The organism is Bacteriovorax sp. BSW11_IV (assembly GCF_000447755.1).
Classification (GTDB): domain Bacteria; phylum Bdellovibrionota; class Bacteriovoracia; order Bacteriovoracales; family Bacteriovoracaceae; genus BSW11-IV.
In genome coordinates, this window is the sequence record NZ_AUNE01000031.1 from 1 (window position 1) to 16,261 (window position 16,261).

Annotated in this window: 15 protein-coding genes; 12 read left to right on the forward strand and 3 right to left on the reverse strand. The window is 36.6% G+C overall.

Annotation, left to right across the window (positions count from 1 at the left end):
• The first annotated feature begins 326 nt into the window (after nucleotides 1-326).
• The 7 genes from M899_RS08960 (at nucleotide 327) to M899_RS08990 (ending at nucleotide 8,725) form a co-directional block, all read left to right on the forward strand.
• Nucleotides 327-1,178 (forward strand): 3-hydroxybutyryl-CoA dehydrogenase, encoded by an 852-nt coding sequence (locus tag M899_RS08960; RefSeq protein ID WP_021271120.1) that lies wholly within the window; start codon nucleotides 327-329, stop codon nucleotides 1,176-1,178.
• A complete protein-coding gene (locus tag M899_RS08965) occupies nucleotides 1,168-1,977 on the forward strand; it encodes an enoyl-CoA hydratase/isomerase family protein (RefSeq protein WP_021271134.1) in 810 nt (269 codons plus the stop codon). Before M899_RS08960 ends, M899_RS08965 begins: the two co-directional genes overlap by 11 nt.
• Nucleotides 1,978-1,986: 9 nt before the next feature.
• Complete coding sequence (locus M899_RS08970; RefSeq protein ID WP_021271130.1) at nucleotides 1,987-3,126, forward strand: acyl-CoA dehydrogenase family protein; 1,140 nt, start codon at nucleotides 1,987-1,989, stop codon at nucleotides 3,124-3,126.
• Between the two features lie 139 nt (nucleotides 3,127-3,265).
• Complete coding sequence (locus M899_RS18550; RefSeq protein ID WP_021271140.1) at nucleotides 3,266-4,456, forward strand: hypothetical protein; 1,191 nt, start codon at nucleotides 3,266-3,268, stop codon at nucleotides 4,454-4,456.
• A gap of 199 nt (nucleotides 4,457-4,655) precedes the next feature.
• Nucleotides 4,656-5,975: a hypothetical protein gene (locus tag M899_RS08980; protein ID WP_021271136.1), complete on the forward strand. Its 1,320-nt coding sequence runs from the start codon at nucleotides 4,656-4,658 to the stop codon at nucleotides 5,973-5,975.
• A gap of 171 nt (nucleotides 5,976-6,146) precedes the next feature.
• Nucleotides 6,147-7,400, forward strand: coding sequence for a hypothetical protein (locus M899_RS08985; RefSeq protein ID WP_021271133.1), 1,254 nt, complete (start codon nucleotides 6,147-6,149; stop codon nucleotides 7,398-7,400).
• Nucleotides 7,400-8,725, forward strand: coding sequence for a hypothetical protein (locus M899_RS08990; RefSeq protein ID WP_021271141.1), 1,326 nt, complete (start codon nucleotides 7,400-7,402; stop codon nucleotides 8,723-8,725). The genes M899_RS08985 and M899_RS08990 overlap by 1 nt, the downstream gene beginning before the upstream one ends.
• Before the next feature lie 28 nt (nucleotides 8,726-8,753).
• On the opposite strand, the gene M899_RS08995 is transcribed toward M899_RS08990, so the two are convergent.
• Both M899_RS08995 and M899_RS09000 read right to left on the reverse strand, forming a co-directional pair.
• Complete coding sequence (locus tag M899_RS08995) at nucleotides 8,754-9,239, reverse strand: hypothetical protein (protein ID WP_021271142.1); 486 nt, start codon at nucleotides 9,237-9,239, stop codon at nucleotides 8,754-8,756.
• A 10-nt stretch (nucleotides 9,240-9,249) separates the two neighbouring features.
• Nucleotides 9,250-9,690 carry a hypothetical protein gene (locus M899_RS09000; protein ID WP_021271137.1) on the reverse strand — a complete coding sequence of 147 codons (441 nt, stop codon included), beginning with the start codon at nucleotides 9,688-9,690 and terminating at the stop codon, nucleotides 9,250-9,252.
• A gap of 160 nt (nucleotides 9,691-9,850) precedes the next feature.
• Here M899_RS09000 and M899_RS09005 point away from each other — a divergent pair, with 160 nt between their 5' ends.
• A complete protein-coding gene (locus tag M899_RS09005) occupies nucleotides 9,851-11,014 on the forward strand; it encodes a thiolase family protein (RefSeq protein ID WP_021271117.1) in 1,164 nt (387 codons plus the stop codon).
• 58 nt (nucleotides 11,015-11,072) lie between these two features.
• Entirely contained in the window at nucleotides 11,073-12,227 is a 1,155-nt protein-coding gene (locus M899_RS09010) for a Crp/Fnr family transcriptional regulator (protein WP_021271131.1), read from the forward strand.
• Nucleotides 12,228-12,243: 16 nt separating this feature from the next.
• Here M899_RS09010 and M899_RS09015 read toward each other — a convergent pair whose 3' ends face one another.
• Nucleotides 12,244-13,797 (reverse strand): hypothetical protein, encoded by a 1,554-nt coding sequence (locus M899_RS09015; RefSeq protein WP_021271124.1) that lies wholly within the window; start codon nucleotides 13,795-13,797, stop codon nucleotides 12,244-12,246.
• Nucleotides 13,798-13,957: 160 nt separating this feature from the next.
• Between M899_RS09015 and M899_RS09020 the strand changes: the two genes are divergently transcribed.
• The 3 genes from M899_RS09020 to M899_RS09030 are packed head-to-tail and all read left to right on the forward strand — an operon-like array spanning nucleotide 13,958 to nucleotide 16,172.
• Entirely contained in the window at nucleotides 13,958-14,737 is a 780-nt protein-coding gene (locus M899_RS09020) for a GYF domain-containing protein (protein WP_021271121.1), read from the forward strand.
• On the forward strand, nucleotides 14,730-15,623 hold the full coding sequence (locus M899_RS09025; RefSeq protein WP_021271118.1) for an alpha/beta fold hydrolase: 894 nt from the start codon (nucleotides 14,730-14,732) through the stop codon (nucleotides 15,621-15,623). Before M899_RS09020 ends, M899_RS09025 begins: the two co-directional genes overlap by 8 nt.
• Before the next feature lie 33 nt (nucleotides 15,624-15,656).
• Nucleotides 15,657-16,172 (forward strand): hypothetical protein, encoded by a 516-nt coding sequence (locus M899_RS09030; RefSeq protein ID WP_021271116.1) that lies wholly within the window; start codon nucleotides 15,657-15,659, stop codon nucleotides 16,170-16,172.
• The last annotated feature ends 89 nt before the right edge of the window (nucleotides 16,173-16,261 follow it).

Below are 16,261 nucleotides of genomic sequence, written 5' to 3' on the forward strand. Positions count from 1 at the left end.
AACTTTAGTTTGTTTAGCTCTTTTCTCTGAAGACTTGTGGTTTGCCACAATTCACTCCTACGTTTAATACATTTATTTATGTTAATGCAGTTAGTAATTATATTACAGAATGTAGGTTTTAGAACATTGAGGGCAAAAAGGCAAGAGTAAAAATGAGGGCATAGCAATCTTTTTGGGCCCTGTGGCAATGCTAGACGGGCTCTAGTCTAAAAACAGAGAGTTAGGGCTGTCGCACTACGTGTTGAGCTTCTAAGTCTCTAATTGTATGATGCACTCCGAATTTAATGAACCTAATAAAGCAACAGAACTCATTCAAGGAATTAAAGATGAAAGAAATCAAAAAAATTGGTGTCGTAGGTGCCGGTCAAATGGGACGTGGAATCGCTCAAGTTGCGGCCATGAGTGCTTATGATGTTGTTGTTTATGATATTTCAGCAGAAGGTCTAGAAAAAGGAATCAACTTTATTAAAGACCAATTAAATCGTGGCGTAGATAAAGGAAAGTGGGATGCAAGCTTTGTTTCTACAACAATGGCCCGTCTTTCAACTTCAACTGATCTTAAAGGTCTATCGGACTGTGATCTTGTCGTTGAAGCTGCTACTGAAAACAAAAAAATTAAATTTGAAATCTTCAAGAATCTGGATGAGGCGATGAAGCCTGATGCAATTCTTGCGACAAATACTTCATCAATTTCTATTACAGAAATTGCCGCTGTTACAAAAAGAGCTAAGCTTGTTGCGGGAATGCACTTTATGAATCCTGTGCCTGTAATGAAGCTTGTTGAAGGGATTAGAGGTCTTGAAACTACTGATGAGACTTTTGATACAGTAGCTGCTGTTGCAGAGAAAATGGGGAAAGTTTTTGTTCGTGCAGAAGATGTTCCTGGATTTGCTGTAAACAGAATTTTAATGCCAATGATTAACGAAGCTGTTTATGCTCTGTACGAAGGTGTGGCATCTGTTGAGGATATCGATACAGCAATGAAACTTGGTACAAATCAACCAATGGGTCCACTAACTCTTGCAGACTTCATCGGTCTAGACACTTGTCTTGCGATCATGGAAGTTCTTCATGATGGATTAGGTGATACTAAATACAGACCATGTCCACTTCTTAAGAAGTATGTTCTTGCAGGAAGACTAGGTAAAAAAGTTGGAAGAGGTTTCTATGAGTATTAAGACAAATTTTGAAACACTGACTTTTGAAGTCGAGAATAATATTGGTGTCATCACTGTAAACAGACCTGAGAGTTTAAATGCTCTTAGTGAACAAGTGCACACTGAATTAAATGTACTTCTAAAAGATATTATGAAAAACAATGCCGATTACTCTGTTGCCAAAGGTTTAATCCTTACAGGTGCAGGAGATAAGGCGTTTATTGCTGGTGCTGACATTAAAGGCATGACGACAATGTCTGCTGCAGATGCTGAAAAGTTTGCAAGACTTGGCCAAGAAAACACACTTTTATTTGAATCATTAAATGTTCCAGTAATTGCTTGTGTTAACGGTTACGCTCTTGGTGGTGGATGTGAGATGGCCATGGCCTGTGACTTTATCTTCGCTTCAAAAACAGCAGTATTTGGTCAACCAGAAGTGAAGCTTGGTCTTCTTCCTGGTTTCGGTGGCTCTCAACGTCTGTCAAAACTTGTTGGTAGAAACCGCGCTAAAGAAATTATTTACTCTGGAAGAAATGTTAAAATCGATGAGGCCAAAGAGATTGGTCTTGTTGTAACAGTTTTCGAAAATAAAGAAGAGCTTCTAACTGGAGCAAAAACATATTTAACAAGAATGATGGCCAATTCTCCTCTTGCGATTTACGAATCAAAAAGAGTAATGAATGAAGGTAATGATTTAACTGTTAAAGATGGTCTCGATGTTGAGGCCCGTGCTTTTGGAAATATTTTCAACTCTCAAGATATGAAAGAGGGAACAAAAGCATTTGTAGAAAAACGCGCACCAAATTTTTTAGGGAAATAAGGGGAAAAAATGAGCCTATCTGATTATCAAGAAATTCGCGACATGGTGTCGAAGTTTGCAGACTCTGAAGTTGCACCACTGGCACACGACATTGACCACAACCAACAAATTCCTGCTTCACTTATCTCTAAGTTAGCAGAGAACGGTTTCCTTGGAAGTTATATTCCTGAGGAATTCGGTGGTGCTGGTATGGACTACACTTCATACTCACTAATCGTTGAAGAAATCTCTAGAGCATGTGCTTCTACAGGTGTTCTTGTTTCTGCCCACACTTCATTATGTGTATGGCCAGTTCTGGCCTTTGGAACAGAAGAGCAAAAGAAAAAATATCTTCCAAAACTTGCTTCTGGTGAGCTTATTGGATGTTTCTGTCTATCAGAACCAAATGCAGGTTCAGATGCTGGATCCCTTACGACTTTTGCCGAAGATAAAGGTGACCACTATGAAATTACAGGGATGAAAAACTGGATTACAAATGGTCGTGAAGCTGGACTAGCTATCGTCTTTGCTAAGACTACAAAGACTCCTAACTATAAAGGTATCTCTGCATTTATCGTTGAAACGGCTTCAGAAGGTTTCAATGTTATTAAGATTGAAGACAAGCTAGGAATTAAAGGTTCATCAACAGCACAAATTGCTCTTGATAAAATTAAGGTTCCAAAAGAGAACCTACTTGGTGGTTATGAGAAAGGATTTAGAGTGGCGATGGCAACTCTAGATGGTGGTCGTATTGGTATCGCTTCTCAGGCCCTAGGGATTGCTGAAGCAGCATTTAGATATGCAAGACAATATGTGACTGAGCGTGTTCAATTTGGTGCACCGCTTGCGAATCTTCAAGGAATTCAATTTATCCTTGCAGATATGAGTACAAAAATTGCAGCATCAAGACTTCTTATTTATGAAGCATCTAGACTAAAAGATCTTGATGAGAACTATACTAAAGCATCGGCCCAAGCGAAGCTATTTGCTGCTGAAGCGGCAATGTGGATTGCCACTAAGGCGGTTCAACTTTGTGGTGGGAACGGTTATACAAAAGAATATCCAGTTGAAAGATATTTCCGCGATGCAAAAATTACGGAAATTTATGAGGGAACTTCAGAAGTTCAACGTATCGTTATTGCAGCGCAAGAGCTAAAAGAAGTAAAATAACGCTATTGCCGATTTGGGCGCATTTTGATACGAATAAACTCTTGAATTGTTTATAAATCCTGGGACGCTTTTGGGCGTCCCTGTTTTCTATTAGAAGTAAAAAATGGGTTTGGTAAAAAAAATCTTGGAGAAGGTGAGTATGGCCAAAAAGAAAACTGCAAAAAAAGCGGTGAAGAAGACAACGAAAGCAGCAGCAAAAACTGTAGCGAAAAAAACAGCAGCAAAACCAGCTGCAAAAAAAGTCGCTAAAAAAACTGCCAAAAAAGTTGAAAAGAAAGTGGCCAAGAAAGTCGCTACTAAAAAAGTAGAGAAGAAAGTAGTTGCTAAAAAAGCACCTGCAAAAAAATCTCCTGCAAAAGTAGAGAAAAAAGCAACTGTAAAAGCACCTTCTAAGGCGGCCGCAAAAAAAGCAGCTCCAAAAAAAGTTGCAGCAAAAGTTGAACCAAAAAAAGCAGCACCTAAAAAGGAAAAGGCAGTTAAAGAAGCGAAGCCTAAAGCAGTTAAAGCTGAGAAGCCTGCGAAGGTGAAAGCTGAAAAACCAGCTAAAGTTGTTGCTCCTAAGAAAGCAAAAGCTGAACCAAAAAAGAAAGCTGAAAAAGTAACTCCAAAGAAAGCATCTAAAAAAGCAAAAGAAGATCTTTTTGATGAAGAAGATGAAGAGCTAGAGCTTGATGAAGACGATAACTTTGAGGATGAAGACTTTGGTGAAGAGGAAGTAGAAGCATCTCCACGTAAGAAATCATATGATGATGAAGACGAAGATGATGACTTTGCTGAATTTGCACAACCTGTTCAACAAAAAATGAAATTTGATGAAGAGGTAGACTTTGTTGAAGTTGAAACTCTAACAAATAAGAAGAAAAAAGAACTTGTTTCTGAGCTTAAAGAAGTAATTGCGGAAGAAGTAGTTTCTCTTGCAGAGGATTACCATATTCGTGATATTTTTGCGGCCATTAAAACAATTGATTATTTCTACAAAGATATTGATGAGTGTCTTGAAAAGATTTGTGATAACCCAGCGACTACAATGGGATATTGCCGTTACCACTATATCAAGAACTGGAAAGATATTAAGAGAAAACAACTTATTCTTCAGGAAGGTAAGTTACAACAATTCATTCAGGATCTAATTGAAAAATATCCAATGAAACAAGTTGAAACAATTCTTTCAGACCTTGAAGAAGAGAAATCATTCTACGCAGTTCTTCGTGAGCTTGATATTGAAGCAGACGAAGAAGAGTTTGACGATATGGATGAAGACTCATTTGATTCAGACGATAGTGATATCGCTTACGAAACAAAACAAACAAAGCCGTCATTTGACGATTAAAAATAAGGCCCTTTTTAGGGCCTTTTTTTTGGACCACTTCTGTAAGTATATCTCTAAGTTTATTTCAGTTACCTTTGGCATAATCCTCGCAATACATAACCAATAAGATTCTAAGCTGCTGAATTTTTTTGTTTAAAATGTTTATTAATTAGTCACTTGACTAGTTTTTGGCATTATTAGGGATTGTAGAGATTAGAAAATGAAATCAACGACCACTATAATCATTTTTACGGGAATACTTCTTTTTGCAAAATTTAGCTTTGCACAAAGTAACTATTGTCATTCAAATGATGATGGGACTTTTGATGCCTACAGCTTCGGCAAATCCTCTGCAAAAACAATTGAAAATTGGGTTTCTAAGTATGAAAAATCTGATTATCGAAGTCTTTTGGCCTTCAAAGAAGCGCAGTATTCGCTAGGTTTCTATTACCTTGAAAAAGAAACTCTCGAGAGAAAATATTGCGAAAACCTATTTGGCATTGGAAAGAGTTGGAAGGATCTTTTTAAAAGAGGAAGTGGCGTTCCCGCTAAGAATCTCTCTCAAAATGAACTTAGAATTCTAGACGAAAATGAAATTAAAAGTGTCCAATTTTTTGATCGAAAAAGAGATGATTTTCCAAATACAATTAGAGCGGCAAAAGATGGAGCGATTCCTTATGATGCCTCTGTGATTAAGAAGAATGAAGAATTAGGTAAAGTTGAAAAAAAATACCGAAGCGGTGTTGAGCTGATTGAAAAAATTAGCACTGAGTACATAGAAGAAAGTGCTGATTGGGAGAGTTTACTTTATTTAAATCTTAAAGGACGCGATCTTTGGAATGAGATTATCGATTTAAGTAGGGAAAGAAGTACTCATTCACCCGAAGAAGAGGCCAGATTCCATTATTTCAATGACCAACGCTATGTAAAGGACAGTCAAAAAAATCAAAAAATCATTTCTAAGATTGTAGATTATAAGAGGGAAGTTTTTAGTTATTTGGGTTCAACTGAACTAAAGGTAAACTACGGATTATCGAAGATATCCTCCTTTGATCCATTCTTCGTACAAGTCATTCAAGAGATTTTTACATCTTCTTTTTTGTTCTTCAAAAATGATATCCATCGAATAAAGAATAATTCATTTGAGCTTGAGTCAGTTTTAATTGAGAAAAATATTTTTCCCATTGGAGAAATTAGTAAATCTTATATTGATGTCAGTATTCTCAATGAACAGAAAAATCGCTTTTCTTATAAATCAAATCTTATTCCTCTTCTTTCGATGATTATGGCGATACCAAATTGTGAGCATATGGGACTTAGACCTGAGGTTTTTAGAACAATAATTCAGGGATTTGATCACGAACGTTATCATACTTTTACTAGTGCTCAATTTGGGGCACTCATTTTTAATAATCAAAAAAATTGTGGTGATGTTAACTATATAACGTCAAAAACGGGTCACAATGCTCTTTATTCAACAGAGTCAAAGATCTTTGATAAGTTAGTTGAAAAATACAGAGACCTCTCGGTTTTAGAATAGAGTGGTTTTTGGACCAAATCTGTTTGAACTTCTTTAATATCCAGCTTTTATTTTTTGGCATAATCCTCGCAATACATAGGCTAAGAAAGCTTAACGTATTGAATATTAAAGGAAAAAGTGTCTACTACTTAGGCGAATGTCTAGTTTTTCTATACACTTAAGGATTTTGTGATGAGGATTACATTCATAGCACAACTCTTGGCCATGGCCCTATTTTTTTCAAAGTTAAGCTTTGCTGGTTTCTTCTCGTCTCCAAAAATTGGGGCACAAAAAAACCAAGAGGGTAAATGCTTTCGTACTTATCTTAAAAGTAATGGCGGAGTTATCCATGAGATCCAAAAAAACTCACTAGAGTGGCACTACTGTGATCGTATGTTTGCGAACTCTTATGGAAAAGTTTTTGATCAGAATGTTGGCGTTCCTGCCATCGAAAATAAGGAAGATCAGATTTCACTTATTGAAGTGAATGAAGTTGAACCGGTTGCCTTCTATCCATCTATGCTTAACAATGAAGGTTCAAAGTATATCTATGCTTCGCACGATGGCGTTAGTCCCTACAGCACAAGTGATGAAAAATCTTATGGGCTAGAGAGCAATAATAAGCTCGACAATGACTATTTGAAAAATAGTAGTGATTGGGAGTCGCTAGAAGAATTGAATTTAAAAGCTAGGTCTTTGTGGCAAGATGTTGTTGTTGGTTCAATGAAAGAGACAACTTTAGAGCAAAGATTTGAGAGGGCGAGAGAACTTTACTTTAAAGGGAAGTTGCCTCGTAAGATTGATAAAGAAATTGAGTCATTTAAAAGTGAAGTCTTAGCATTTCTAAATTCAAGCGAAGTTCAAGTAAACTACGGATTAAGTCTTATTCAAAACTACCACCCGTTTTTTACTCAAATCATTTTAGAGCAATTTGCGGTCTATTATTTCAATGCAGGATATGGGATATGGCCAAAGGATATTCAGTTACAAATATCTGAGGCCTGGGTTATGGATTCAATGATTTCTCAATACGGGAAGAGTTATCTTTCTCAAAATTACAGCAACTATATTGCAGACAAGTATATTGATCAAATTCAATATTTAAAAAAGAAAGTAAATGTTCTCATGCTGTTAACTATGATGACGCCTAAGAATTGTTCCAAGTTTGGTTTAAGACCAGAACTTGCAAGAACAATGATTCAAAAATTTTATCTTGGGACTTTCGTCGGCTCAGGAATCGATAACTTTATGGCCCATATTGTGCGCAATAATATGGTTCAATGTGGAGTTGTCTTTTCCGCAATGCCAATGGGTGATTACGAGCCTTATTTTCATGCTGAAAGAGGTGAGATTAAATCTATAGTTAAAAAATATAAAGACCTCGCTCTTGATAAAAAAAATATTGTAATTGGAAAAGATGTGTTCGATTTTGGGAGAAAACAGTAATGAATAAAAAATTAAAATTAGCACTTCTGTTAAATCTTTTCATTTCGAGCTCTTTTGCCAATGAACTCGTGTGCCGTATGGATGAGAAAGGCCGATATCATGCTTTAACTGGGAAGACATATAATCCTCAAATGTTGAAAGAAGGATTAAAAGTCGTTCAACAAAAAATGAAGGAAGATTACTTTGATGTTAGTTCTATCGCTTCAGTTTTCGGTTTTTATTATATAGATGATCATTCACTTGAGGCAAAATATTGCAATAGAATGTTTAATTCTCAAGATCGCTTTAAAAATCTTTTTAATCGTGATGTCGGTGTACCTGCAAAAGAACTTGGAAATAATGAGCTATATGTTCTTGATAATTCTAAGGTTGAAAAAGTTAAATTTTTTAAAAGCTCTAATTTAAAAAATTATCAGCTCTTGGGAGTTTCTGAAGATGGAGGGCAACCATTCGATCAGTTTTATAGATCTGAATCAGACGCCTATACAAGAGAAGTTATGCGCAATTACACAAATGGTCTTGAAGGGCTAAATTCCATCGATGAAAAATTTATTTCTGATGGCGTTGATTGGGAAAGCTTTTTAGAATTAAATATTAAAGGTCAAAAGTTGTGGCAATATGTCATCGATAAAAGTCGCGAGCTAAACGATAAATTTCCTGAAGAAGAGGCCCGTTTTAATTACTTTAATCAAAAAAGATTTGTTAAAGATAAAAAAGAACATCAAAAAATTATAGAAAAAATAGTTGATTATAAAAAAGAAGTTTTCAATTTTTTAGATTCTTCTGAAATAAAGGTTAATTATGGATTAACGAAAATGTCTAATTTTGATCCATTTTTTATTCAAGTCATTATTGAATTTTTTGTTTCAACAAATATTTATACAATGTTTGATAAGAAGGCCATTTTGAAAAATAACTTCACAGTGGAATCAAAGATCATTGAAAGGAATCTCTATCCAGATCGTATTAATAAAGTCGATTATTATGATGAGGATAAATTAGAAGAAATCCAAAAGAGGTTTTACTATAAATCAAATATAATACCCATTATGTCGATGGCATTTTCTAAGAGTGGGTGCAATCATTTAGGTCTTAGACCAGAATTGTCGAGAACGATCATTCAAAGCTTTAACCCGATACTTTTTAGTAGTTTTGCGAGAGGACAATTCGAATCAATGAAGGCAAATAATGCTCTAAACTGCGGTAGTGTTGAATTTCTACAGTCTAAAAGTACTCACAGTATTGTCTATTCTAATGCATCAAAAATGTTGAAAGATATTATTGGGCGATATCGTGAATTGTCTTATTTGAAGTTTAAATATTAAGGCCCTTAAAAAGGGCCTTATTTGAAAATTAGAATGTTGTACAGGCATCCCATGTGCAATTTGCTGAACCTTCATCTCTTGTAGGGAATTCGTCTCCATACCAAGTTGATTGTCCATCATCTAGTTCCCACTCATACCATGCACCTGTAGAGTTGTTATTATCTTGTCCTTCATAAGAAGGTGCTGAAAGAGGTTTAACACATTTTGGCGCTCCCTCTTCAATAGTACAAAGTTCATAACCGCGCTCTCTTACAAATTCTGAGAAAGAGCATTCAAGAGTTGTGATATTGCAATTGTATATGGCCTTTCCTACTTGGTATACGTGAACTCCCCATTTTGAAATCATGAAGCGTTCAACTTTTAATGAATCAGCATTTTCATCTAGAAATTTGTAGTCTGTTGATTCGAAAAAAACTTGATTCTTAAGTGGTCCAACCTTAGTCACAGTTTCAAATTTAAAATCTGCGGCCATTGGTGAAGTTAACATTAGTGAAAGAAGAGCTAAAAGTTTCATCAGTATTCTCCTATAAGTCGCCAAGTAGTTCATTGGCCTTCATTGTTAGACCAATATTTTCTCTACTTGTTTTAAAATAAAAATTTGTGCCATCAAGAGTTGCTTCAACCCAATCAAATGTATAATCGTTCCAATCTTTTGTTTGAAAATATTCGTCAAAGAAAACTCCAATAGAATCAACTAATGTACTCATAAGTTTTTCTGGGTTCACTTTGTCGTCTAAGTTTGCTGATGCAAGGTAGCTCACTGGGGCCGACATTTCATCGTTAGCATCCAATAGAGAGGCCATGATTAAAATCTCTTTTGGAAATGATTGCCCATAAACTTCGAACTTTTTACTTTGATCACTCACTTCATGGGCATAAGTTGTTTCGAGAAGTTCAATAACTTCATTTTTCCATTTCTCAGGTAGATTTAGTGCAGGTACTTCGTGCTCTAGACGCGATAACATAGACTTCCTTCTAAAAATTGTGTTGCGCACTCTTATCATCATTGAATTGTTTAATCAACTTATCGAAATTACGCTATTTTAGCGCTCTCTTTGTGACGCACCTAAACTTCAAAAAGGTGTAAGATAAAACTATACTCCTGAGTAAAAAAGTGAGGTTTACATGAGCGTTTATATTCTTTCTGGAGCACGTACTCCAAGTGGTTCTTTTCTAGGTTCTCTATCGTCAGTTCCTGCTCCAAAGCTAGGATCTGTAGCTATTAAAGGTGCTCTTGCAAGAGCTGGTGTTGATGGTTCAAAGGTAGATGAAGTTTTTATGGGTAACGTTGTAACTGCGGGTGTTGGGCAAGCTCCAGCTCGTCAAGCTGCGTTATTTGCAGAACTGCCAGAAAGCGTTCCATGTACAACTGTGAACAAAGTTTGTGGATCTGGTCTTAAAACAATTATTATGGGTGCTCAATCGATTCTAGCAGGAGACAACAGTCTAGTTGTTGCTGGTGGGATGGAAAATATGTCTATGGCCCCACACCTTATTATGAACTCAAGAACAGGTGTTTCAAAGTTTGGTGCGGCCGAAATGAAAGATGCTATGCAATGGGACGGACTATGGGATGTTTATTCAGATCGTCCAATGGGTAATTGCGCAGAAGAGTGTGTTTCAAAATTTGGTTTCACAAGAGAAGACCAAGATAATTTCTCAATTGAGTCTTTTAAGAGGGCACAAAATGCCATCAAAGAAGGCGTGTTTAAGGGAGAAATTGAACCTGTTATAATTAAAGATAGAAAAGGTGAGACGACTATTTCTGAGGACGAAGGTCCATTCAAAGCTAATTTTGCGAAGATTCCAGAACTTCGTCCAGCTTTTGAAAAGAACGGTACAATTACTGCTGCTAATGCTTCTACAATTAACGATGGAGCTGCTGCAGTTGTGCTTGGTGGTGAAGAGTATAAGTCACAAGCTAAATTTAAAATTGTATCTTATGCTTCTCACGCTCAAAACCCAACTTGGTTTACAACAGCTCCAGTTGAAGCGATGAAAAAATCACTTGATAAAGCTGGACTGAAAATGGCCGATATAGATCTTTTTGAAGTTAATGAAGCTTTTGCTGTTGTGACAATGGCAGCAATGAAAGAATTAAATATCGATCACTCAAAAGTGAATGTTTTTGGTGGTGGAGTTAGTCTTGGACACCCAATCGGTTGTTCGGGAACAAGAATTGTGGTTACTCTTATGAACGCTATGGAAAAGAAAGGTGCTAAGTTTGGAATGGCATCAATCTGTATCGGTGGTGGAGAGGCCCTAAGCATGATTATCGAAAGACTTTAAAATAAAGTGAGTGAGGGGAAGAGGATTTTCCCCTCCTTCTCTAAAAGTGGGAGAAACAATGGCAGGGACGCCAGTCAAGAAACCAGCGGCCGCTGGTGCTAAGACAGCTCAAAAGAAGTCCGGTATCAGGACTTTGAAACCAGGCGAAGTTTTATTCAATAATGCTGATCCAGCAGAGTCTTTGTATATCATACAAAAAGGACAACTTCGTTTGTATCTTCCAAAAGGTAAAGGGTTTGTTGATCTTGCCATTTTAAGGGCCGGAGAAGTTCTTGGAGAGATGGCCTACTTCGATGAAAAATCTCGTCGTCGCTCTTGTTCGGCAGCGGCCATTGTAACAACAGAAGTCATCGAGATCTCTTTTGGTGCATTTCAAAAAACAATTGAAAATCTAAACCCATGGTTTAGGACTATTATTACAACTCTTGCAGACAGACTAAGAAAAACAAATGATCGTGTAAAAGAATTAGAATCAAATTCTGTGGGCTTTGGTGTTGGCGGTAAAGTCGCTGACTATAAGTTTTTTACCAATCAAGATGTTACAAGACTTCTTGCTATGTTTTATATGACATTTAAAACTCACGGCCAGAAAACAGAAGATGGAAAATCGAAGATTCATCTCAATCGTTTGAAGTTTTACATGTTTGATATTTTCAATATCCCAGAGATTAAATTTGAAGAATTTTTTCATCTTCTTCAGACTGAGAATATCGTTGAGATAGGGATGGATGAGGAGAATCTGCCGAAATTGATTCTTATTCGTGATCCAGAGTATTTCAAGAATATGCTTACTTTCATTAATGCAGAAAGGTTAAAAGAAGAGGCCAAGCAAATTAAAGTTGGTGATCGATGTGTCCTGTTCTTAAGTACCGCTCTTAATTATCTCGCGAAGCATCCTCCTGGGCCGACAAAAGACTCCAGTGGAAAACCACTGATGGCCTATCCTGGACGTGAATTTGCTGAGGGAGAAATCTTACTTGATGTTGGTCAGATCGTGCGTATTGGTGAAGATATGGGATTGGGCCTTACTGATGCTGATATTCGTGACGCTGTTACGGCCGGCCTTTCTGATGATGTTGTTGTAGGGGATTTGAATAAAAGAGTTGCTGTTATCAATCTCGCGCGAATCAAAAAAATCTTTCCTGCACTCAAATTGATGGGTGCTCTCAATAAAGTTAATGAATCTAAGACAAGTGGTGCGAAGTATAATTAATTAAAGGCCAGCAGGATTAATTTCCTGCTGGTTCGTAATCAATTGTGTAAGTTGAACCACTAGACATAATGGCACTTCCGTAGAGTTTTAAGAAATAACCCGATTGGTATTCGCCTGGAACAACTGGTGTTGAGTTCGTTGGACTCGTCACTAAAATATTTTGATTAGAAATAAATTGTGGCTGACTTCCTGATTTAATCAACTGCCATCCATTTACTGTACTTTGCGAAATCGTCTGACCATTAATTTTTAAATTAATTGTCGATTCTGCAGGCTTACCTTGAGTAAGTGCCACGTACCCGTAATAAAGAGTAGGTGTTTTAGCCGTCACTTTGAAGCAATCTGGCCATACAACGTCTTTGGCAGCACCAAAGAGCTCAATCATTTTCCCTGTGTAAGGCTCTCCAGAAGTTGGAAAGTATCTAGTATCTCTCGTTAAATTTACATTTCCAAGGAACTTGTAACCAGTAACCTCTTGACCATTCACTGTCGTTGCACCAGTGATTGGAAGAAATTCTTGTCCTGAATTTGTTTTAACAATGATTTCACTTTCATCCACATTTTCATTTGTTTTAGCGATTGGCCAGTACTTGTACTTATGTTTAAGGACGGTGTCAGTGATGGCGTTATTAACTCCATCAAAGATGTGGGCATATTCACCACGGCAAATATCGTAAGCATCATTTCCTTCACCGTAATACATTGTTCTTGAAGACTGATCTGATGGAACGTTCGCTAGATTTCCATCGTAAGTTGCACCATAGATATTTTGTGAAACGGCCCTATAAGTTGTTCCAGACCTAAACATCCCTACAGTCGCACTACAGCTCGATGAAGTTCCTAATGCTGAGATTGATATAAATCTCATCATAGAAGAGTTTAAGGAGGTTGCGTTCGAGCAATTAGCATAATATTTAGATTTATCATTATGGTAGCTGCCACTATAGGCGCCTCTTAAACAAAGAAGATCGTGAGTTTTTCCTCTCACATAAGCATCTTGATTTTGCGTACCACCAAAATCTCCTGAAACATAAGAATTGTCGTCGTCATTAGACATGAGAACAACGATCGTATAAGCATTCTTTCTGAAAACTTGATTTGATTGGTTTGTTGCAAGAAGATCGACCGCTCTCGTTACCCCGGCCTCTTTAGTGGCCCCGCCAGTTTGAAATGAACCTAGATAACTTGAAGCGCTCTCTTTATTAATTACCTGAATCCCACTTCCTGGATTGAAATAGTTGTAACTAAAAAAGTAGCTACTTGTATTTCCCGTACCGATAAGTGGTGCCATCATAATATGATAATCAAATCTTGATGAAACATAATCGATAACTTTATTGAGGGCCTGCTTCACTTCTGCGCGAGTGTAGGTCTGGCTACTCGAGTTGTCCCACAAAAAGAGCAAGTCAACTTGAGGGCGAACTAATGTATAGTTTGCACAAGCATAAGTACCAATATTATTTTTTTCTGGAGTTGATCCCTGATCAACGTTGCGATTTACCGAAAATTGCTCTTTTCCACATGAGAAAAGTAAAAGGAGAGCAATAATCTTGAGTAATTTAATCTTCATAGGCGTCCCTAAATTGTGTATAACTCAAGAGACTTATCGGCAATTGATGGGAAAAGTTGAGTATTTAGTCAGGGGTTGTTTTTGCCGTGTACTGTTTGAATTTTCAACGGGTTAAAATAGAGATGTATATTTTTGTAAAGACTCGCGGGAGAAGTTAGATATGGTTAATTGGTACTACGTAGAGGGCAGTGAAAGAGTAGGTCCTGTGACTGAAGAGGATCTTGGCTCACTCATTATGAAAGGCAGCCTTGGGTCAGAAAGTTATGTTTGGCGCAAAGGTTTTGATAATTGGGTGCATTTAAAAAATGTGGATGAGTTAACGCATCTTTTAGACTCAGATCCAGTTGATGAAATTCCATCACTTGATCTCGGTGATTTAAAATCAGGTGTTGATTGGGATGGGATTAATTATGACGAGAGAATTTTCATGATTAAAATCGGTCCAGATAGAGGAGCTCCTGAAGCTGAATACGGGCCATATTCATTAAATCAACTTGTAAGAGCATTCGAAGAAAACAGAATAAACATCAAAACTTTTATCTTTGTTCATGGGATGGATAACTGGACGCTTCTTGCTGATCTCCCGATTTTTCAAGATGTGTTTCAAGCACCACCGCCAGTAATAGAAGAATCTGAAAGAAGAATTGATACGCGTAGACCATTCGTTGCACGACTTCTTTTTCATAACAACTCTGATGTTTTCGAAGGAATTTGTCGTGACATTTCAGTTGGCGGAATGCAAATTCTTGTTTCTAACTTTAATGCAAGTGTTGGTGATGAAGTATCCCTAAATGTTCACCCTGATAATAGTAATATTAAGTTCACTGCAAGTGGGAAGATTGTAAGACTTCTTGATGGTGGACAAGGCTTTTCAATTCGCTTTAGTGAACTAGGTGATATTGCCAAGAGAACAATCGAGCAATATACAAAAGATGTATAACGATAAAAATTTAATAAATTATAAAATATCTTCTAAGGGGAGTTTGTCTACAGGCAGCTTCCCTTCTTCCTGTAGAAAAGAAAAAATTTACTATAAAAATTTTACTCCAGAAAATGCGGCCGATCGTCGTGTTGTTTTCGTTCATGACCTTTTTGATCATCATGGCAGATATACGAATGTCGTAGAAGAGCTGAATGGACGTTTATCATGGCCATTTTCTTTTAGCTTTATCGATTTGAAAGGACATGGTCTATCGAGTGGAGTGAGATCGTCTGTAAATAACTTTCATGAGTTAAGTAGTGACTTAAACTATTTTTTAACTGAAGTTATTGAAGATGAAAAAATCATTCTCATTGGCCATGGTTTAGGTGCCCTGGTTGTTTTAGATTTATTTCAAAATTTCGCCCAAACATTTTCAAAGAAAGTGATTGGTGTTGTTCTGACTAATCCCTTGATAAAAATTAAAAAAGAATTACCAAATATAAATTCTGTTCTTCGAAAGATGCCTAGTATTGAGGCGACTAAAAAGATACATGTACCATTTCATTTTTCAGGCAAAGAACTTACACAATGTGAGGTCAAGGCCTTGTCCTATGACAGTGATCCGCTAGTTAACCACTTTATGTCTTATTCATTTTTTTGTGAGCTTTTGACAAAGGCCAAGGAATTGAGACAAGCGTCATATTTTATCGACTTTAAAACCTTGTTGTTACTTAGTTGGAAAGACCCAATTTGCGATCACGATATGACAACCCTGTTTGCAAGGGGTGCCGATAAAGAACTTTTTACAGTTAAAGAGTTTGGAGAGTTCAAACATGACCTTTTTAACGATCTTCACAATGAAAAGGTGTTTGATGCAATTGCTGATTGGGTAAAAAAGTTATAAAATAAATCAATTTTAAATATATTAGGTTTTATCATGAAATATGCATTGTTAACGTTTTCACTTCTTTTTGTTGCTTGCGCCAACCTTTCTAAAAATTCAATCAAGGAAGGGGACTTTTCAATTAAGAGAGGAGTTTTCAAGAATCAGTCTTGGGATGAGTCTTTAAATTTTGACAGAGTTTCATGGTATCACGAGCTTTCTTTGAATTTTGATCTTTTAATTACAAAAATAGATCCAACAAGTCCGTTCTTAAATTGGCTGTCTCCATCAGAGAAGGCGTTGTTTAATGAGTGTAAAGATCATTTTCTAGCACTAACATATCATCTTGATTCTGATCGTATTTCAAAACGTATGTTTTATTCTCAAATGAATGAGCAAGGCTATAAAGACTATTTGATTCCTAACTTTGCTAGGGCCTTGAAACTTCATCCAGATTTTGAATTTCTATCACTGCAACTTTATCAAGTTAGTCTTCTTTGCAACAAAGATAAAGCTGGTGAACTAGAAGTCACATTTCCAAGCTTTCGAACAGTTAAATTGTCGAAATAACGTGTATTCTTAGTTTTACTTACTCCTTCTTAAGGTTTGTCTTAATCTTTTTTCCTTATATGCCGTAAAGTATGCGTAGGAGCGTGTAA